Origin of the sequence: Delftia sp. S65, from assembly GCF_016516495.1 — a bacterium.
Taxonomy (GTDB): Bacteria; Pseudomonadota; Gammaproteobacteria; order Burkholderiales; family Burkholderiaceae_C; genus Comamonas; species Comamonas acidovorans.
In genome coordinates, this window is sequence record NZ_JACVUR010000072.1 from 1 (window position 1) to 18,401 (window position 18,401).

Genomic DNA, 18,401 nt, shown 5'->3' on the forward strand with positions numbered 1-18,401 from the left:
CCCCCGGCCCCTGCACCTTCGCCCTACTCCGACCCGCCCATTGCCCCGCCGCCACCGCCGCCGCAGGGGGTGCACTGAGCTCCGCGCCAGCCAGGGGCAGGGCAGCGAACGCAGACGGCCCCGGCCCTGCCCTGACCTATGTGAACGACCGCATGCCCGGCTGGCGCCGCGTGCGGCGCGGCAAGGGCTTTTCCTACGTGGCGCAGGACGGCAAGCCCGTGCGCGATGCCCAGGCGCTGGCGCGCATCCGCAAACTCGCCATTCCACCGGCCTATGTGGATGTCTGGATCTGCCCCGATGCCCAGGGCCACCTGCAGGCCACGGGCCGCGATGCCCGGGGCCGCAAGCAGTACCGCTACCACCCGCAGTGGCAGGAACAGCGCAAGCAGGTCAAGTTCGACCGCATGCGCGCCTTTGGCCGCCACCTGCCCGCCATCCGTCGGGCGGTGGCGCGCGATCTCAAGCCTGGCCGGCCGCAGCTGGACACCGTGGTGGCCGCCATCGTCTGGCTGCTGGACTGCACGGCCCTGCGCATAGGCAATGACGAGTATTCGGAGAGCAATGGCTCCTACGGCCTCACCACGCTCAGAAACCGCCATGCCCAGGTGCACGCGGGTGAGCTGACGCTGAGCTTCAAGGGCAAGAGCGGCGTGCTGCAGCAGGCCCGCGTGTCCGACCGGGCCGTGGCCCGCATCGTCAAGCGCTGCCAGGAGCTGCCGGGCCAGCGGCTGTTCCAGTTCATCGACGATGAAGGCGAAGTCCACCATGTGCGATCCGAGCATGTGAACGACTACATCCGCAGGATCTGCGGCAAGGCTGCGGCCCATGGGGCTGATGCCGGAGATACCTCAGACGGCCCGGATTTCAGCGCCAAGGATTTCCGCACCTGGCATGCCAGCGTGTACGCGCTGGAACTGGCGCTGGAACTTGCGCTGACTGCAGGCAAGGCAGCATCGCAAGAAGGCGCAGGCACCAGTGCGGCGGCGCTGAACGCTCTGGTCACGCAGGTCGCCCGGCGCCTGGGCAATACCTGTGCGGTTTGCCGCAAGTTCTACATCCATCCCCAGGTGCTGGCCCTGTGCGAGCAACCTGGACAGGACATTCCCACCGCACCGGACAGGCGCCCGCGCGGACTGAGCGCCAAGGAATGCCTGTTCCTGGGGCTGCTGCAGCCCCGCAGCGGCCGGCGCGCCAGTCGCCAGCCGCCTCCCTGATCCCGCCTCCCGCACGCCCGGCAAACACTGTGCCTGTGGACTGACAAAGACGCCCGCATGCTCGCCCTTAAACTGGCAGATCATGAAATTTTGTCAAAACGCGTTGCGGCGAGGACCCCTGGAGGCCATGCAATGAACCACGTGCTGATCGTCGATGACGATGCGGATTCCGCAGCGACCATGCGCGAACTCGTGGGCGTGGACCGCTTCTCGGTCGCCGTGGCCCACACCCTGCGCGACGCGCGCCGGCAGATGGCCATGCAGCCGCCCAGCCTGGTGCTGCTGGACCTGCAACTGCCCGATGGCAACGGCATGGACCTTTTTGGCGACCAGCAGGTGCCGCAGGACTCGCAGATCGTGCTGGTGACCGGCCACGCCAGCCTGGACTCCTCCATCGAGGCCCTGCGCCGCGGCGCCATGGACTATCTGGTCAAGCCCGTGGGCATCGGGCGGCTGGAGGACATTCTTTCGCGCTTTCTGATCCCCACGGCCGGCCTGCCGGAGACGGGCACCAGCACCGTCACGGGCGCGGCCTTCGACCAGATCACCCCGCAAGACAGGCCAGGCGCCGGCTACTGCGCCCAGGAAGGGCGCTTTGGCCGGCTGTGGGGCGGCTCGGCCCCCATGCAGCGGCTGTACCAGCAGATGGAGCGCGTGGCGGGTACCTCGGTCACGGTCTTTCTGACGGGCGAAAGCGGCACCGGCAAGGAAGTCGTGGCACAGACCCTGCATGAGTTGAGCCAGCGGCGCAGCCGGCCCTTCCTGGCGGTCAACTGCGGGGCCATTTCTCCGCACCTGATCGAAAGCGAGATCTTTGGCCACGAAAAGGGCAGCTTCACCGGCGCCGACCGCCAGCACCAGGGCTTTTTCGAGCGCGCGGCCACGGGCACGCTGTTTCTGGACGAAATCACGGAAATGTCGATGGAGCTGCAGGTCAAGCTGCTGCGCGTGCTGGAGACCGGGCGCTTCATGCGCGTGGGCTCCACCCAGACGCTGCAGACCGATGTGCGCGTGATCGCCGCCACCAACCGCTGCCCCTACGAGGCCGTGGCCAGCGGCAAGCTGCGCGAAGACCTGCTGTACCGCCTGAACGTCTTCCCCATCGAGCTGCCGCCGCTGCGCGAGCGCCTGACCGACGTTCCGCTGCTTGCGCAGCATTTCATGGACGCCATCTCCCAGCGCGAGGGCCAGGCCAAGCAATTCACGGCATCGGCCCTCAAGCAGCTTGCGCAATACAGCTGGCCCGGCAATGTGCGCGAATTGCGCAATGCCGTGCAGCGCGCCTATGTGATGGAGCCCGGCCCGCTGGTGAGCCAGGAATGGCTGCCCCGGCCGCCCGTGGCCATTGCCCAGCAGCCGGCCCCGGTGCATCCGGCCGCCCACGCGCTGCACCTGCCGCAAGTGCCGCAAATGCCACATATGCCGCAGGCGGGGTCCATGCCAATGAGCGCGCCAATGAGCGCGCCATTGACCGCGCAACTGACAGCGCCATCGACCACGCCCATCACCCCCACCATCACAGCGCATGCGCCCGCCGACCACGCGCATGCAGCCGCCACCTACGACCTGCCCGACACGGAGCCGGCCACCATACAGCTGCCCATCGGCATGACCATGGCGCAGGCCGAGCGGCTGCTCATCCAGGCCACGCTCAAGCAGTGCAAGTACCAGAAGGAACGCACGGCGGCCGTGCTCGGCATCAGCCTCAAGACCCTGTACAACCGGCTCAGGGACTATGCGGGCGGCAAAAAGGGCGAGACGGACGCCGAGCACGGCTGACACCCAAACTTGCAGGCACGCTGCTTGCCACCTTGCTTGCACCTTCGTGCAACCAAGGACAAGCCCATGGACTCCTCTCCTCCCCGCGCCTACGGTGTCTTCAAGCCCGTGGGCCACATGGTGGTCTCGTTTCCCACAGCTGCGCAGGCCGATGACGGCGTGGCCGCGCTGCAGGCGCTGGAGCTGCCCGCCCAGGACATCCAGCGCTATTCCGACCGGGAAATGCTGGCCCAGATCGATGAAGACCTGCGCCAGGCCAGCCCTGTTGCCGCCGTGGGCCAGGAGCTCAACCTGGTCAAGGCCCACCAGGCCCTGGCCGAACGCGGCTACCACTGGCTGGTGGTGCGCGTGGACAACGACGAGGCCGCACGCACGGCCGCCGATGCCCTGAAGGCCGCCGGCGCCGAGCGCGCCCAACTCTATGGCCGCTTCATCATCGAGGAATTGATAGAGCACGCCGCCGACCTGCCCCAGGTCAGCGAGTCGCCCGACCGGGGCCTGGATGCCCAGACGCCTTCGGGCCATGAGGCGGAGCGTGCAGAGATTCGCCCTGCCTCGGACCAGGACACCGCCCCTGACAAGCCGAGGCTCTGAACGGCCTGCAGGAGCCGGGCACGCCGATTGCCCTTGACCACCAACCGTAACTTTTTTTCAAGGGCGATGCCATGGACTTCCTCATCTGGCTGATGGTGGGTGGCCTGATCGGCTGGATTACCAGCATGGTCACGAACACCCAGGCCGAGCAAGGCATTTTGCTCAACGTGGTCATAGGCGCCATAGGCGCACTGCTGGGCGGCTGGCTGCTGGCGCCGATGCTGGGGCCTTCGGCCATGAATGCGCAGACGGAGGCGCCGGCCACCTCCATGTCCATCTTCGTTTCTCTGGCCTGCGCCGTTGCGCTGCTGGCCATCTTCAACCTGTGCAAGCGGAGCGTGCCGCGCTGAAAGCGGCCAGGCAGCCTGTCAGTCCAGCCTTTGCGCCAGGCAGTCCTGCGCCGCCATGGCCACGCGCGGCAGCACCAGTGAGACCGCCAGGCAGCGGCCATGCTCACCCTCGGCCCGCACCACGCCACCGCGCTCCAGGCACAGGCGGCGCGCCAGGCTCAGGCCGCAGGTGGCGTCCGCATCGGCATCGTTCAATGGAGTGAAGACAGGCGGCGGGTCCTGCCTTTCCACACGTTCCAGCCGTGGCGCGCCCGCCTCGCCGGTACCGGAGCCGGTGCTGGCGGCGCCCGCCCCGTGGGCCATGGCCTCGATGCGGATCTCCACCAGCGCATCCCCGCGAGAAGCTGCGGCCTGGGCCTGGGCCAGGTCCTCGGACAGCGGTCGGGCGGCCATGTGCACCTGCGCGCCATCGGTCATTGCTTCGCGGATGGCGAGAAAAATGCTGATCAGCGCCAGCTCCAGCTCATCCGGGTCCACATGCACGCCCAATCGCGGCGCCGGCTGGCCGGGCTGACTGGCCTCGGCAGGCTCCGCCACCTCCAGCGCCATGCGCTTGCCCAGCACCACGGCCAGCGTGCCCTGCAGGCCGGGCAGCCAGCGGTACAGGTCCACCACCAGCGCATGCGTGCAATGGTGCGCCCCAAAACGCAACAGTTGCTGCGTGAGGCGGCTCGCCGTGTCCACCGAGCGCAGCATGGCCTGGGCGGGCAGGCGCAGGCCCGGATCCTCGGAGCGCCGCTCTATCAGATAGGCGCTGTTGCTCAGAATGCCCAGCTGGTTGTTGAACTCATGGGAAAACCGGCCTGCCAGCCGCCCCACCACCTGCAGGCGTTCGCTCTGGAGACGGGCAGCGGCCGCTTCGAGACCGGCAGCGTCCACCGCAGCGCCTTCGGACAGGCCGGCATCACCACCGCCCTGGCCTTGGCCCTGGTCTTGCGCCTTGCCCCCCATTGCCGGCAACACCAGGGCCGTGCTGCCCCGCAGCGCCAGCCGCGCCAATCCCAGGCCCGCCACCGCAAACAAAACGATGGCCACCCAGATCACCCCCTTCAGGGGCCGGGAGCATGCGGGGTCCAGCGCAGAACAGGGGACCCAGCTCACCCAGGTCCAGCCCTGGGCGGACTTGCTGAAGAAGGCCCGCAGCGGCCCGCCCTGCGCATCTGGCAGATCCAGCCAGCCCTGCGAAGCGTCCTGCCCTGCGCTCTGCTCTGCGCCTTGCCCCGCACTTTTCACGCCCGGCGCAGCCTGCGCCAGGCTGGCCGCCAGCCGCTCGCTGAAATCGGCGGGCAAGGCAGGCAGGTCGGCTGCCGCGCCGGGCCCGGCCGGCAGGGCGCGGCCTGTGCTGTCCACCAGAAAGCCGGGCCAGCCGGAGTCCAGCAAGGGCCCCAGGGCCGCCAGCACCTGGTCGGCGCCGGCCGTGCGCGGCTCCTTGTCCAGCAGACGGGCCACGGCCATGCTGCTGACGCGCGCGGCCTGCTCCTGCGCCGCATGCTCGGATTGGTAGGCGCGCAACAGCAGCCAGGACGAGGCCGCCAGCACAAAGACCAGCAAGGCCAGCAGCAGCAGGACCAACCTCAGGCGTATGGACATGGGATCTTCGGGCAGCGCATCACGCGGCGGCGCCCGTGGAACGGAATTCTGGGCCCCCGGGGGCGGGACCGTGTGGAAGCTGGTGGACTGGTACATGGCAAAGTTTGCAGAAAACCTTGCGCCCAAACGGCAATTTCTGCCGTGGACGCCATGACCGGCCCCGCTGTTCCAGAACCGATCCCCCGCAGCGGCGGCAAAACCCTGGGCCCCGTGCCGCCTGCGCAGGGAGACCACAGCAGGTTTCGTGCCCAAAGTGTATCCAGACGATTCGCCGCCCGCATGGCGGCATGGAGCTTGCGTCTTCGGGTCATCGCACCAAGGAGATGAAATGGGTTCCATGCACCTCAGGGCGGACATACGCCAGTCCCAGACGCTTTCTCCCCGCCTGCAGCTTGCAGTGCGGATGCTGCTGATGTCCTCCCTGGACTTTGCCGCCGTGGTGCGCAGCAAGCTGGAGGACAACCCGTTCCTGGAAGACCCGCAGGATGCGCAGGACGGCGAGTATGAACAGGGGCTGCTCGACGGCAAGGAGCTGGGTGAAGAGGACAGGGAAGGCGGCATGGGCAGGCTGGCCCCGGAGGCAGGCCTGACCTCCGATATGGGCATGGATGAAGGCATCGGCATGGGCATCGGTCTGGACATGGACCGCGATCTCCCCGGCATGCAGCACCCGCCCGACCCGGCCGACCACCTGCCCGGCCCCGCCACCGAACCCGCCGACGACCGCGACCTGTGGCTGGCCGACATGCATACGGGTGCGCGCCAGGGGGTGGATGGAGAAGGCACGGCCATGGATCTGGCGGCCTGCGAGACCACGCTGGCCATGCACCTGCACGGCCAGCTCAATGTGATGGCGATGACGCCGCGCGACCTGTGCATGGCCCGCGCCATCGTGGAGTCGCTGGACGACGACGGCTATCTGCGCACCGACCTGCAGGAACTGGCCGGCCTGCTGGCCCTCAGCCCCGCACCTGACGCGCAGGAAATGCTCATTGCCCTGCGCCTGGTGCAATCGCTGGACCCGGCCGGCGTGGCTGCCCGCAGCGTGGGCGAATGCCTGTTGCTGCAATGCCCGCAGATCGGCGATGCCCACCTGCGCCAGCTGGCCCAGGCCATGGTGCAGGACCACATGGATGCGCTGGCCGCCCGCGACGTGCCCCGGCTGGCCCGGGCGCTGCAGGTGCCGCCCGCGCAGATCACGCAGGCGCTGGACTGCATACGTCGGCTGAACCCCAGGCCGGGCTGGAACTTCGGCTCCTCCCACGTGGACTACATCGTTCCCGACGTGATCGTGCGCCGGGGCCAGAACGGCTGGAACGTGCACCTCAACCCCGCGGTCGTGCCGCGCGTGCGCCTGAACCGCGTCTACGAGCAGCTGTTTCAGCGCCACCGCCGCAGCGGCCAGAACCAACTGGCCGACCACCTGCAGGATGCGCGCTGGACGGTGCGCAACGTGGAGCAGCGCTTTTCCACCATCCTCGACGTGGCGCAGGCCATCGTGCGCAAGCAGCAGCTGTTCCTGGAGTTCGGTGCCATGGCCATGAAGCCGCTGGTGCTGCGCGAGATTGCCGAGGAAGTGGGCGTGCACGAGTCCACCGTCTCGCGCGTGACCAACAACAAATACATGGCCACGCCCACGGGCGTGTTCGAACTCAAGCATTTCTTCTCGCGCCCCATGCTCAGCGCCAGCGGCAATGCCTGCTCGGCCACGGCCATCCGCGAGCTGATCGGCGACATCATCGCGGCCGAGTCCGATGCCCGGCCGCTGTCGGATGTTGAAATCGCACGCCAGCTCGGTGCCCAGGGCCTGGTCGTGGCGCGCCGCACCGTCACCAAATACCGCCAGCTGCTGCGCATAGAACCGGCCGACCGGCGCAGGCGCCACGCCTGAAACCTGGCTTTGTGGCAAGCGGCGTGCCTGTCCAAAAGCCTGTCCGGCCCGTCCTGCCAAGCCCCACCGCCGTGCAGCGGCTTGTCGCTCCCGCAGGGCATGCCTTGTCCGACAGTTGCAGGCCGCCGCCCGGCCTAAGGTGAAAGCTCATGGACAGAAGGAGCCCGCCATGGACAACTCACCCCGCCGAATGCATGCCCCCCTAGAACGCCAGCGCAGCGAGAACAACCACATCCGCGACGGACGCTGGCCCCTGCGCATAGGCGCACTCACCGCCGCCGTCGCACTGATCCTGGTGCTGATGTTCAACTTCATGGCCCCCAAGGGCCGGCTGGATGCGCCCAGCGCCACTGGAGCGACTGGAACGACTTCGCCCTCACCGTCTCCCGCGACACAGCCCGTGTCGCCGCCCGCGCCTTCCGCCGCGCCGCAGCAGGCTGATCCGGCCACGACGCCTGCCCCCACCTCCACGCCTGCGCGCTGAGAGGGCATGCACCCCTCATCACCACACACCCCCAAAAGGACACGCACCATGAACCACCCCCTGCCCCACGCACCCAATATTCCCCAGGTGCCGACCACGCCCAACGACCCCGTGGCCCCCGATGATCCCAACCGCCAGCCCGGCCGCCCGCGCGGGCCCGAGCCCATCGACCCGCCCACCACGGCGCCGCCCATCGAGCTGCCACCGTCCCCGGAGCAGGAACAGACGCGCAAGGGAGAGTGACATGCCACAAGGTGACAAATCGGCCTATACCGATAAGCAAAAGCGCCAGGCTCGGCATATCGAAGACAGCTACGAGTCGCGCGGCGTGGGCCACGAAGAAGCTGAAAAGCGCGCCTGGGCCACCGTGAACAGGCAAAGCGGCGGCGGCAAGCTGTCGGGCTCGGGCCGGGGCAGGCAAGCGGGCCAGTCCAAGTCAAAATAACCGCGACTGCGGCCAGGCCCGAGACCCGCAATTGCCGTGGGAGAAAGTGTGAACTCAGAAGACAGTTTTCGATTCCTGCCGCAGCGCGGCGAAATGCCGGCACGCGTGCGTTCCCACGACTGGGCGGCCACGCCCCTGGGAGCGCCGGACGGCTGGCCGCAGACCCTGCGCAACGCCGTGAGCCTGGCGCTGGGCTCGCGCTTTCCCATCACCATCTGGTGGGGCGAAGACTTCCGCCTGATCTACAACGATGGCTATATCCCCTTCCTGGGAACCAGCAAGCACCCCCAGGCGCTGGGCCAGGCCGGCGCGCACTGCTGGAGCGAGATCTGGAGCGATATCGGCCCCATGCTGGAAGGCGTGATGCGTACCGGCGAGGCCACCTGGTCCACCGACGCCCGCTACTTCTTCGACCGCGACCTGCCGCAGGAAGAGGTCTTCGTGACCTTCACCTACGGCCCCATCCTGGCCGATGACGGCGTCACCGTGCAGGGCGTGTTCTGCCCCTGCACCGAGACCACGGAAAAAATCGTCAGCCGCAGGCGCCTGGAGACGCTGCACCGCCTGGGCATACGCACGCTGGACATGCACAACGCCAGGGACGCCGCCCAGAAAGTCTGCGCCGTGCTGGACGAGAACCCCTATGACGTGCCCTTCGCCATCATCTACGAATGCGTGGACACCCCTGCCGCGGGCAGCGCAGGCGCCAGCGGCCCGGCCTTTAGGATGCTGTGCGCCACGGGCATGGATCTGGACATGGAGCTGGCGGCCGACCCCTCGCGCTGGCCGCTGGACCGGGCCGTGCAATCCGATCCATCGGACCGAACGGACCAGGCGCATCAGGCGGCCCAGCCGGGCCAGCCCGCCAATGTGGAACTGGCGCCCCTGAGCCTGTCCCTGCCGGGCGGCCCCTGGCCCGAGGCCTCGCGTCTGGCGCGCATCGTGCCTGTGCGCTGGTCGGGCGACGGCCAGGTATCGGGCGTGATGGTGCTGGGCGTCAGCCCGCGCCGTCCGCTGGATGTGGACTATTGCGCCTTCCTCGACATGGTGGCAAGCCACACGGGCAGTGTGGTCGCGCACGCCCAGGCCTACGAGCAGGAAGCGCGGCGCGCCAAGGCCCTGGCCGAGGTGGACCACGCCAAGACCGTGTTCTTCTCCAACGTCAGCCACGAGCTGCGCACCCCGCTGACCCTGATCCTGGGCCCGCTGGAAGATGCCCTGCGCGAGCACGGCGGCCAGGTGCCGTCCGGGCAGACGCAGATGATCCACCGCAACGCGCTGCGCCTGCAAAAACTGGTCAACGCCCTGCTGGACTTCTCGCGCATTGAGGCCGGGCGCATGCAGGCCAGCTACGAGCCCACGGACCTGGCCCGCACCACGGCCGAGCTGGCCAGCATGTTCCGCTCGGCCGTGGAGCAAGCCGGCCTGCGGCTGCGCGTGGATTGCCCGCCGCTGGACGGACCGGTCCATGTGGACCGCGACATGTACGAAAAAATCGTGCTCAACCTGTTGTCCAACGCCTTCAAGTTCACGCTGCAAGGCGAAATCGCAGTGGCGCTGCGCGATGTGCCCGATGCGCACGGCGCGGGGGGGGCCTGTGGTGCCGTGGAGCTGTCCGTCACCGACACCGGATCGGGCATTGCGCCCCAGCACCTGCCCCATCTCTTCCAGCGTTTTCACCGCATTCCCGGCAAGCCGGCCCGCACGCACGAGGGCACGGGCATCGGCCTGGCCATGGTGCAGGAGCTGGCGCGGCTGCATGGCGGCACCGTCACGGTCAGCAGCACGGAGGGCGAAGGCAGCCGCTTCACCGTGCGCCTGCCCAGGGGGCATGCGCATCTTCCGGCCGAGCACCGGCCCGCGCGCCCGCCTGCATCGCACCCGCAGGTGGATGAGGCCCTGCGCTGGCTGCCCGGCGAGCCTGCCCCGGCTACCAGCGACGAAGCCAGGCCCATGCAGCGGGACATGCAGCGAGACATGCACGGTGGTGCCCTGCCCCCGCGTGCCCGCATCGTCTGCGCCGATGACAACGCCGACATGCGCAGCTACATCGGCCAGTTGCTGGAGCCGCTGTATGAAGTGGAGATCGTGGGCGATGGCCGCGCCGCGCTGGCCAGCATCCACCGCCAGCGGCCCGACCTGGTGCTGGCCGACGTGATGATGCCCGTGCTCGACGGCTTCGAGCTGCTGCATGCGCTGCGCAGTGACGAGACCACGCGCGCCATTCCCGTCATCATGCTGTCCGCGCGGGCCGGCCAGGAGGCCCAGGTCGAAGGCCTGCGCGCGGGCGCGGACGACTACCTGGTCAAGCCCTTTTCGGCGCGCGAACTGCTGGCGCGCATCGCATCGCTGCTGCAGCTGGTGCGTGTGCGCGAACAGGTCCACGTCGCCGTGCAGGCCAACGAGAAAAAGCTGCGCGCCATCATCGACCAGATGCCTGCGGGCGTGGGCGTCTCCGACATGAGCGGCACCATGGTATTGAGCAATGCGCTCATGGACCGCTTCGTGCCGCGCGCCATTCCTTCCACCCTGGCGGACCGCATGCCGCGCTGGAAGGGATGGGATGACAAGGGCCAGCCCATTGCCCCCGAGAACTGGCCCGGCAAGCGCGCGCTGCGCGGCGAAGTGGTCATGCCCGGGCTGGAGATGCTGCACACCGACGACGATGGCCGCGAATGGTGGATGCGCGTCAGCTGCGCGCCGCTGCGCGATGACGACGGCCAGCTCATAGGCACCTGCTCCGTCATCCAGGACATCACCGAACTCAAACAGGCCGAGTACCACCTCAAGGAAGCCGACCGACGCAAGGACGAGTTCCTGGCCACGCTGGCGCATGAGCTGCGCAATCCACTGGCGCCCATCAGCCACGGCCTGCAAATCCTCAAGCGCACCGCCAGCGGGGACGACAGCGTGCGCCACAGCCACGAGATGCTGGAGCGCCAGGTCAACCACATGATCCGCATGGTGGACGACTTGCTGGAGGTCTCGCGCATCACCACCGGCAAGGTCCAGTTGCGCAAGGAACTGGTGGACCTGAACGATGTGCTGCAAGGCGTGGTGGCGGCCAGCGGCGCGGTCATGGAGGCAGGCGGCCACCAGTTGCGCCTGGAACTGCCCGCCGCGCCCGTGTCGCTGCTGGCCGACCCGATGCGGCTGGCGCAGATGGTCTCCAACCTGCTCAACAATGCCGCCAAGTACTCGCACTCCGGCGGCCACATCGTTCTGTCCGCCTGGACCGATGGCGCGCAGGCCGTGGTCTCGGTACGCGACAACGGCATCGGCATCCCGCCCGCCCTGCTGGGCAAGGTGTTCGATCTGTTCATGCAGGCGGACCGCAACGGCCGCCGTGGGCAGGGCGGCCTGGGCATCGGGCTGACCCTGGTGCGCAGCCTGGTCGAGATGCATGGCGGCAGCGTGCAGGCGCTCAGCGAAGGCAAGGGCCAGGGCAGCGAATTCAGGCTGCACCTGCCCCTGCCCACCCAGGCGCAGCCCCTGGCGGGACAGGCACCGCATGCCCAGCCCGAGGATGCAACGGCCTTCGGCCGCATCCTGGTGGTCGATGACAACATCGACGCCGCCGACACCCTGGCCATGCTGCTCAGGCTGCTGGGCGCCGAAGTCGAGATTGCCCGCGACGGCCCCGGCGCCCTGGCCATGCACGCGGCGTTCAGGCCCGAAGTGGTGCTGCTAGACATCGGCCTGCCCGGCATGGACGGCCTGGAGGTCGCCCGCCGCATCCGTGCAGAGCACGGCCGCGACCAGGTCGTGCTGATCGCGCTCACGGGCTGGGGGCAGGAGGAGGACCTGAGACGATCGCGGGAAGCCGGCATGGACCACCACCTGGTCAAACCCGTGAGCTTCGACACGCTCGAGCGTCTGCTGGCGGGCCTGCGCCCCCTGCCGTGAGGACTGCTTTTTTCGCGCGAGAATTCGGGCTGCCCGATCCAGCTGCCCCAGACGCCACCGAGACCGATGACCGCCCTGCCCGCTTCCTCCGCCCCCAACCTTCCTCCCATCAACGCCGAGCGCCTGTGGCGCCGCGTAGAGACCCTGTCCACCTTCACCCTGCCCGACGTACCGTGGACCCGCCGCGCCTTCTCCCCTGAATTCGACCAGGCCCGTGCCTGGCTGCGCGGGCAGTTCGAGGCAGCGGGCATGCAGGTCCATCTGGATGAAGGCGGCAACCTGGTGGGCCGCCTGCCGGCTGCCCCAGGCCCGGTGCAACGCGCCCCCATCTCCACCGGATCGCACTGCGACACCGTGATGATGGGCGGGCGCTTCGACGGCATCATCGGCGTGCTGGCCGGCATCGAGGTCGCGCACTGCCTGCACGAAAACGGCATCGCCCTGCAGCACCCGTTCGAGGTGATCGACTTCCTGTCCGAAGAACCCAGCGACTACGGCATCTCCTGCATAGGCAGCCGCGCGCTGTCGGGCAAGCTGGACGCCGCCATGCTGGCCGCCCGCAACCCGCAAGGCGAAACCCTGGCCGAAGGCATGCGCCGCATCGGCGCGCGGCCCGAGGCACTGGACCGCCCGCTGCGCAGCGCCGGCGGCACGGCCGCCTTTGTGGAACTGCACATAGAGCAGGGCCCGGTGCTGGAGCAGCGCGGCCTGCCCATCGGCGTGGTGACGAACATCGTGGGCATACGCCGCGTGAGCTTCACCGTGCGCGGCCAGGCCGACCACGCAGGCACCACGCCCATGGACATCCGCCAGGACGCGCTGGTGGGCGCGGCGCGCATCATCGATGCGGCCAACCGCAAGGCCGCTGCGCTCAGCGGCCAACCCCACTATGTGGTGGCCACCGTGGGCCGGCTCTCGCTCACGCCCAATGCCTCCAACGCCGTGCCCGGCCTGGTCGAGATGATGATGGAAGTGCGCAGCGACCACGCCCGCGTGCTGGAGCGCTTCCCCGAGGAACTGCTGGCCGAAGTCCTGCCCGGCCTGGCCGCCTTGCGCGTGCGTGCCGAGATGGCCGACGTGAGCCGCTCCCAGCCCACGGACTGCGCTGGCCTGGTCATGCAGGGCGTGGAGCAGGCCTGCACAAACCTGGGCTACGCCCACATGCGCATGCCCAGCGGCGCCGGCCATGACGCCGTCTACATGGCGCCCACCGGACCCATGGGCATGATCTTCATCCCCTGCCTCAACGGCCGCAGCCACGCACCCGAGGAGTGGATAGAACCCGCCCAGCTGCTGGACGGCACGCGCGTGCTGTACGAGACGGTGCGCGTGCTGGACAGGCAGTTGGCGCAGGCCTGAGCGCCTGGCCTGCGGCCAGGGACCAAGGCGGCATAAAATAGCCCGCTTCCCTCTGGAGCAGGCACAAGCTGCTCCTTGGTGGAAGCCCCTGTGGCACAGATTGCGGAAATCCGCCCAAATAGCGGGTTTCCCAATGCAAGATGGCGGAACCACCCTCCCCGATCATCGACAACCCACCGCATGGGCGGCCCGGCACTGCCGGTCCGCTGCGTGAGGGTTGCACCGCCCCATCAGACCCTGGAGTTTCTTCTTTCATGTTCCGCCAACTGATCACCTGCACCGCCGTGGCCGCCGCCATGGGCCTGAGCTTTTCCGCAGCCGCCCAAGGTGCGGCTGCCGACTATCCGAACAAGCCCGTGCGCATGATCGTGCCCTTCCCGCCCGGCGGCGGCACCGACATCCTCGCGCGCGTGGTGTCCAACAAGCTCACCGAAGTCAGCAAGTGGACCGTGGTGCCCGACAACCGCGCGGGCGCAGGCGGCACCATCGGCATCACCGAGGCCGCCAAGGCAGCGCCCACGGGCTACGACATGGTCATGGGCCAGAAGGACAACGTGGTCCTGGGCCCCTACCTCTACAAGAACCTGCCCTGGAACCCCGTCAAGGACCTGGTGCCCGTGGCCCACGTGGCCTACACGCCCATCGTGATCGCCACCAGCGTGAACTCGCCCTACAAGACCCTGGCCGACATCGTGGCCGCTGCCAAGCAGCACCCGGGCAAGGTGACCTACGGCTCGCCGGGCAATGGCACCAGCATCCACATCTCGGGCGTGCTGCTGGAGAAGGCGGCAGGCATCCAGCTGGTGCACGTGCCCTACAAGGGCTCCAACCCGGCCCTGATGGACGCGCTGGCCGGCAACGTGGACCTGCTGGTGTCCTCCGTGCCCTCGGCCATCGGCCAGATCAAGGCCGGCAAGCTGCGCGCCATAGCCGTGACCTCGGCCAAGCGCTCGTCCTCGCTGCCCGACACGCCCACGCTGGCCGAATCGGGCCTCAAGGGCTTTGACGTGAGCACCTGGTACGGCCTGTTCATGCCCAAGGGCACGCCCACGGCCGTCGTGACCAAGGTCAACGCCGAAGTGAACAAGCTGCTGGCCATGCCCGAAGTGCGTGACGCCATCCAGACCCAGGGCGCCGAACCCCAGTCCATGAGCGTGGCCGACTTCGACAAGATGTTCCAGGCCGACTTCAAGCAGTCCAAGCAGATCGTCGAGTCCTCGGGCGCCAAGATCGAGTGACATGCCTGCGGTGCCAGGGCTGCATGCCCGGCACCGCCTGCAACGGCCAACGCCGCATTTCATTGATGCAGATCAGCCTGATCTGCATCAAGGAGCTATGTGACAGTCCCGTGAATACTTCTCTGGAAATCACCGAATTCCTGGAGAACGTCATGGCATTGCTGGTCTGGGTCCCCGAGCTGGACACCGGGATTGCAGAAATCGACCGGCAGCACCGCCGCATCGTCGATTACATCAACAAGCTCTACGAGCTGCGCTCGTCGCCCGACCGCGAGGCCCTGGGCGATGTCATCGGCGAGATGATCGACTACACCGTCTCGCACTTCGTGTTCGAGGAAAGCCTGATCGAGAGCGCCGGCTACATGTTCGCCGGCCCGCACAAGAAGGTGCACGAGCTGTTCACTCGCCGCGTGATCGAGATGCAGACCCGCTTCGATGCGGGCGAGGACGTGGCCGCCGAGCTGCACGGCATGCTCTCGCGCTGGCTGTTCAACCACATCCGCAACGAAGACACCGGCTACGTGGACTCGGCCAAGGCCTATCTGCGCATGGCGCGCGAGTCCAGTCCTGCCGCCGAGAAGGAAAGGCTCAAGAACGAAGTGCTGCAGGAGCTGGAACTGCAGCGCAAGAAAAAGGGCTGGCTGGCACGGCTGCTCAATCGCTGATCACCCTCTCCCCCTGCAGCGCACCAACAAAAACGGCTCCCGAGGGAGCCGTTGACGTTTCACCCGGCAAAGGGCCGAGCGGCCCGGTGATTACTCGCGCACCACCAGCACCGGCACGCGCACGGCGCCCAGCACGCGCTGGGTCACGCTGCCCAGCATCAGCTTTTCCAGGCCACGGCGGCCTTGCGAGCCCATGATGATCAGGTCGGCGCCCGTGCTCTCGAGCACGCGCACGATGCCTTCGTGCACCGCATGGCCTTCGCCCACCACGGTGGTGGCGGTGATGCCGGCCTCGTCGGTAATCTTCTTGACGGCGTCCAGCGTGGTGTTGGCCTCGGCCGTGGCCGCGCTCAGGTACTGCGACTGGCCGTAGGCGAAGTCGGCGCCCACGCCCGTGAACGGATAGGGGTCCACCACGTAGACCGCCGTCAGCGTGCTGCCAAAGGCCTTGGCCAGCTCCACGCCCTTGTGAACCGCCAGCATCGAGCTGTTGGAGCCGTCCACGGGAACCAGGATGTGCTTGAACATGCGTTTTCTCCTTTGTGCTTGGCCGCCGTCAACAATCGGGGGCGGCCGGGTCGATGAACCAAAGTGTGCGCCCATCATGCGCCAGCATCTTGAGCTGCATCAATCCTTGCGGCGACGCGTCAGCTCCGAGCCCTGGAAACCCTGGCGGCGATAGGTCAGCACCAGGGTATCGCGCACGCCGCCCGGCTGCTCGGGCTGGATGGGCGTGGTCTCGTGGATCATGCGGGCATCGTCCAGCAGCATCACCGACCAGGGCTCGGTCAGCGTGAAGCGCTGGCCGCTGGGACCCGTGGCCTCGAAGATGCGCGTCTCGCCGCCCTTCACGCCCTCGCGCCCGACCAGGATCACGGCCACCAGGTCCACGCCGTCGCGGTGCGCGCCTTCGGGCGTGGGCCGGCCAATGCCGTCCGTGGTGTCGATGCGGAACTGGTGGGACTCGATGAACCAGCGCTCGTGCTGCACATCATTGTCCTGGGCACAGAACACCTGGTCGGACAGGCCGGCCAGCGCCAGCAGCAGCCGGCTCCAGGTGGCGCTTTGCGCCGTGGCGTCGCGCATGGGATCGAACATGCGCAGCATGCCGCCATGCAGGGCGTTGTATTCCACCGGCTGCCAGTGCGCGCGGTGCTCCACCTGCTGCAGCCCGTCCTGCCCGGCGATGAAGCAGGAATGGCGGCGGCGCCGGTAGCGCCCGCCGTCCTTCAGAAAGGCATCGGGCGGCAGCTGGGCCCAGTCGGCATCGAGCGCATGCAGCTCGGTCAATGACACGCCTGCCCAGGCCGCGAATTCATCGGGGCGCAGCACCGCATAGCCTGCGTCGCGCAGCGACTGCGCTGCATTCTGGGGGGCGATATAGGGAGGGGGAAACGTGATGTGCGCCATAACCCGACAAGCTTACTCCTCGCCCGCACCCGTCCGGGCGAGGCGGGCTGCAAATTTGCGCGATGCTGTGGCGACAGGCGCGCATCAATGCGGGCGCTGCCCCCGGCGCCGCGCTACCCCCGCTGCCCCTCGCCATTGCCCTGGGCTCACACCAGCGGCAACCCCACATAGTTCTCCGCCAGCGAGGTCGAGCCTGCACGGGAGTTGACGATGTAGTCCAGCTCAGCCTCCTGCACCTTGGTGTCGAAGCCGCCCGCATCGGGGAAGCGGTGCATGAGCGAGGTCATCCACCACGAAAAACGCTCGGCCTTCCAGACGCGGCGCAGGCATTGCTCGGAGTAGCCGTCGATGCCTTCGGGCGCCTTGTCGCGGTAGTACTGCGCGAACGCGCTGGACAGGTAGCCCACGTCCGAGGCGGCCAGGTTCAGGCCCTTGGCGCCCGTGGGCGGCACGATGTGGGCCGCGTCACCGGCAAGGAACAGGCGGCCGAAGCGCATGGGCTCGGTCACGAAGCTGCGCAGCGGGGCAATGCTCTTTTCCAGCGAGGGGCCGGTCACCAGGCGCTCGCGTGCCTCGGGGTCCAGGCGCAGGCGCAGTTCGTTCCAGAAGGCTTCGTCGCTCCAGTCCTCGACCTTTTCGGTCAGCGGCACCTGCAGGTAGTAGCGGCTGCGCGTGGCGCTGCGCTGGCTGCACAGTGCGAAGCCGCGCTCGGTCTGGGCGTAGATCAGTTCGTGCGAGACGGGCGGCGTGTCCGACAGCAGGCCCAGCCAGCCGAAGGGGTAGACCTTCTCGAAGGTGCGCACCTTGTCCTGGGGCACGCTGGCGCGGCAGATGCCGTGAAAGCCGTCGCAGCCGGCGATGAAGTCGCATTGCAGCTCATGGACCTGGCCGTCCTTTTCGTAGCGCACGACGGGGCTGTCGCCATCGAAGCCCACGGGCTGCACGTTGCTGGCCTCGTAGACCGTGGTCAGGCCCTCGGCGGCGCGCACTTCCATCAGGTCGCGCGTGACCTCGGTCTGGCCGTAGACCATGACGCGCTTGCCGCCGGTCAGGCCGTGCAGGTCGATGCGGTGGCGCTGGCCGCCGAACAGCAGCTCGATGCCGTCGTGCGGCAGGCCTTCTGCGCGCATGCGGGCGTCGGCACCGGCCTGCTCCAGCAGGTCCACCGTGACCTGTTCCAGCACGCCGGCACGGATGCGGCCCAGCACGTAGTCGGCGCTGCGCTGCTCGATGATGACGTTGTCTATGCCCGCGCGGTACAGCAGCTGGCCGAGAAGCAGGCCGGCAGGGCCTGCACCGATGATGGCGACTTGGGTGCGCATTGATTTGTCTCCGTTGCGTTGTTCGATGTCATGGCCGGTTCATGCCATGGCCTGCGCACAAGATTAGTTTTGAGGCAGCGCAAAGACGAGGGGCTGCAGCACGCGTTGCGCGGTGATCGCGCAATCTGCGCGACAATCGCGCACTACCTGAATG

Annotated in this window: 16 protein-coding genes; 12 read left to right on the forward strand and 4 right to left on the reverse strand. The window is 68.1% G+C overall.

All coding sequences use genetic code 11. The features are described from left to right. Nucleotides 1–152 precede the first annotated feature (152 nt). From IAE24_RS29150 to IAE24_RS29165, 4 genes are all read left to right on the forward strand, one after another. On the forward strand, nt 153–1,214 hold the full coding sequence (locus IAE24_RS29150) for a DNA topoisomerase IB (RefSeq protein WP_199962229.1): 1,062 nt from the start codon (nt 153–155) through the stop codon (nt 1,212–1,214). Between the two features lie 132 nt (nt 1,215–1,346). Then, nucleotides 1,347–2,993: a sigma-54-dependent transcriptional regulator gene (locus IAE24_RS29155; protein WP_199962226.1), complete on the forward strand. Its 1,647-nt coding sequence runs from the start codon at nt 1,347–1,349 to the stop codon at nt 2,991–2,993. Nucleotides 2,994–3,059: 66 nt separating this feature from the next. Continuing rightward, a complete protein-coding gene (locus tag IAE24_RS29160) occupies nt 3,060–3,587 on the forward strand; it encodes a hypothetical protein (RefSeq protein WP_099733364.1) in 528 nt (175 codons plus the stop codon). Between the two features lie 71 nt (nt 3,588–3,658). Then, nucleotides 3,659–3,937, forward strand: a complete 279-nt coding sequence (locus IAE24_RS29165; RefSeq protein WP_013801923.1) for a GlsB/YeaQ/YmgE family stress response membrane protein — start codon at nt 3,659–3,661, stop codon at nt 3,935–3,937. Nucleotides 3,938–3,955: 18 nt separating this feature from the next. On the opposite strand, the gene IAE24_RS29170 is transcribed toward IAE24_RS29165, so the two are convergent. Beyond that, entirely contained in the window at nt 3,956–5,623 is a 1,668-nt protein-coding gene (locus IAE24_RS29170) for a hypothetical protein (RefSeq protein WP_199962225.1), read from the reverse strand. Between the two features lie 232 nt (nt 5,624–5,855). Between IAE24_RS29170 and rpoN the strand changes: the two genes are divergently transcribed. The 8 genes from rpoN (at nt 5,856) to IAE24_RS29210 (ending at nt 15,515) form a co-directional block, all read left to right on the forward strand. After that, a complete protein-coding gene (gene rpoN, locus IAE24_RS29175; RefSeq protein ID WP_199962223.1) occupies nt 5,856–7,418 on the forward strand; it encodes an RNA polymerase factor sigma-54 in 1,563 nt (520 codons plus the stop codon). A 169-nt stretch (nt 7,419–7,587) separates the two neighbouring features. Beyond that, entirely contained in the window at nt 7,588–7,902 is a 315-nt protein-coding gene (locus IAE24_RS29180; protein WP_199962221.1) for a hypothetical protein, read from the forward strand. A gap of 48 nt (nt 7,903–7,950) precedes the next feature. After that, nucleotides 7,951–8,145, forward strand: a complete 195-nt coding sequence (locus IAE24_RS29185) for a hypothetical protein (RefSeq protein WP_012206153.1) — start codon at nt 7,951–7,953, stop codon at nt 8,143–8,145. A gap of 1 nt (nt 8,146) precedes the next feature. Beyond that, on the forward strand, nt 8,147–8,347 hold the full coding sequence (locus IAE24_RS29190) for a hypothetical protein (RefSeq protein WP_013801919.1): 201 nt from the start codon (nt 8,147–8,149) through the stop codon (nt 8,345–8,347). Between the two features lie 48 nt (nt 8,348–8,395). Continuing rightward, a complete protein-coding gene (locus tag IAE24_RS29195) occupies nt 8,396–12,253 on the forward strand; it encodes an ATP-binding protein (RefSeq protein WP_199962219.1) in 3,858 nt (1,285 codons plus the stop codon). A 66-nt stretch (nt 12,254–12,319) separates the two neighbouring features. Further along, a complete protein-coding gene (locus IAE24_RS29200) occupies nt 12,320–13,612 on the forward strand; it encodes a Zn-dependent hydrolase (RefSeq protein WP_199962217.1) in 1,293 nt (430 codons plus the stop codon). Nucleotides 13,613–13,866: 254 nt separating this feature from the next. Further along, complete coding sequence (locus tag IAE24_RS29205; protein ID WP_043825246.1) at nt 13,867–14,850, forward strand: Bug family tripartite tricarboxylate transporter substrate binding protein; 984 nt, start codon at nt 13,867–13,869, stop codon at nt 14,848–14,850. 110 nt (nt 14,851–14,960) lie between these two features. Then, nucleotides 14,961–15,515 (forward strand): bacteriohemerythrin, encoded by a 555-nt coding sequence (locus tag IAE24_RS29210; protein ID WP_224986183.1) that lies wholly within the window; start codon nt 14,961–14,963, stop codon nt 15,513–15,515. Nucleotides 15,516–15,605: 90 nt separating this feature from the next. On the opposite strand, the gene IAE24_RS29215 is transcribed toward IAE24_RS29210, so the two are convergent. The 3 genes from IAE24_RS29215 to pobA all read right to left on the reverse strand — a co-directional run bounded on the left by IAE24_RS29215 (nt 15,606) and on the right by pobA (nt 18,247). Further along, complete coding sequence (locus tag IAE24_RS29215; protein ID WP_012206159.1) at nt 15,606–16,043, reverse strand: universal stress protein; 438 nt, start codon at nt 16,041–16,043, stop codon at nt 15,606–15,608. Nucleotides 16,044–16,142: 99 nt separating this feature from the next. Further along, a complete protein-coding gene (locus IAE24_RS29220) occupies nt 16,143–16,925 on the reverse strand; it encodes a 2OG-Fe dioxygenase family protein (RefSeq protein WP_199962216.1) in 783 nt (260 codons plus the stop codon). 146 nt (nt 16,926–17,071) lie between these two features. Beyond that, nucleotides 17,072–18,247, reverse strand: a complete 1,176-nt coding sequence (pobA, locus tag IAE24_RS29225) for a 4-hydroxybenzoate 3-monooxygenase (RefSeq protein ID WP_013801914.1) — start codon at nt 18,245–18,247, stop codon at nt 17,072–17,074. Between the last annotated feature and the right edge of the window lie 154 nt (nt 18,248–18,401).

Coding starts and splice junctions, on each gene's coding strand:
- IAE24_RS29150 (WP_199962229.1), top strand. CDS start 153: ATGCCCGGCTGGCGCCGCGTGCGGCGCGGCAAGGGCTTTTCCTACGTG.
- IAE24_RS29155 (WP_199962226.1), top strand. CDS start 1,347: ATGAACCACGTGCTGATCGTCGATGACGATGCGGATTCCGCAGCGACC.
- IAE24_RS29160 (WP_099733364.1), top strand. CDS start 3,060: ATGGACTCCTCTCCTCCCCGCGCCTACGGTGTCTTCAAGCCCGTGGGC.
- IAE24_RS29165 (WP_013801923.1), top strand. CDS start 3,659: ATGGACTTCCTCATCTGGCTGATGGTGGGTGGCCTGATCGGCTGGATT.
- IAE24_RS29170 (WP_199962225.1), bottom strand. CDS start 5,623: ATGTACCAGTCCACCAGCTTCCACACGGTCCCGCCCCCGGGGGCCCAG.
- rpoN (WP_199962223.1), top strand. CDS start 5,856: ATGGGTTCCATGCACCTCAGGGCGGACATACGCCAGTCCCAGACGCTT.
- IAE24_RS29180 (WP_199962221.1), top strand. CDS start 7,588: ATGGACAACTCACCCCGCCGAATGCATGCCCCCCTAGAACGCCAGCGC.
- IAE24_RS29185 (WP_012206153.1), top strand. CDS start 7,951: ATGAACCACCCCCTGCCCCACGCACCCAATATTCCCCAGGTGCCGACC.
- IAE24_RS29190 (WP_013801919.1), top strand. CDS start 8,147: ATGCCACAAGGTGACAAATCGGCCTATACCGATAAGCAAAAGCGCCAG.
- IAE24_RS29200 (WP_199962217.1), top strand. CDS start 12,320: ATGACCGCCCTGCCCGCTTCCTCCGCCCCCAACCTTCCTCCCATCAAC.
- IAE24_RS29205 (WP_043825246.1), top strand. CDS start 13,867: ATGTTCCGCCAACTGATCACCTGCACCGCCGTGGCCGCCGCCATGGGC.
- IAE24_RS29215 (WP_012206159.1), bottom strand. CDS start 16,043: ATGTTCAAGCACATCCTGGTTCCCGTGGACGGCTCCAACAGCTCGATG.
- IAE24_RS29220 (WP_199962216.1), bottom strand. CDS start 16,925: ATGGCGCACATCACGTTTCCCCCTCCCTATATCGCCCCCCAGAATGCA.
- pobA (WP_013801914.1), bottom strand. CDS start 18,247: ATGCGCACCCAAGTCGCCATCATCGGTGCAGGCCCTGCCGGCCTGCTT.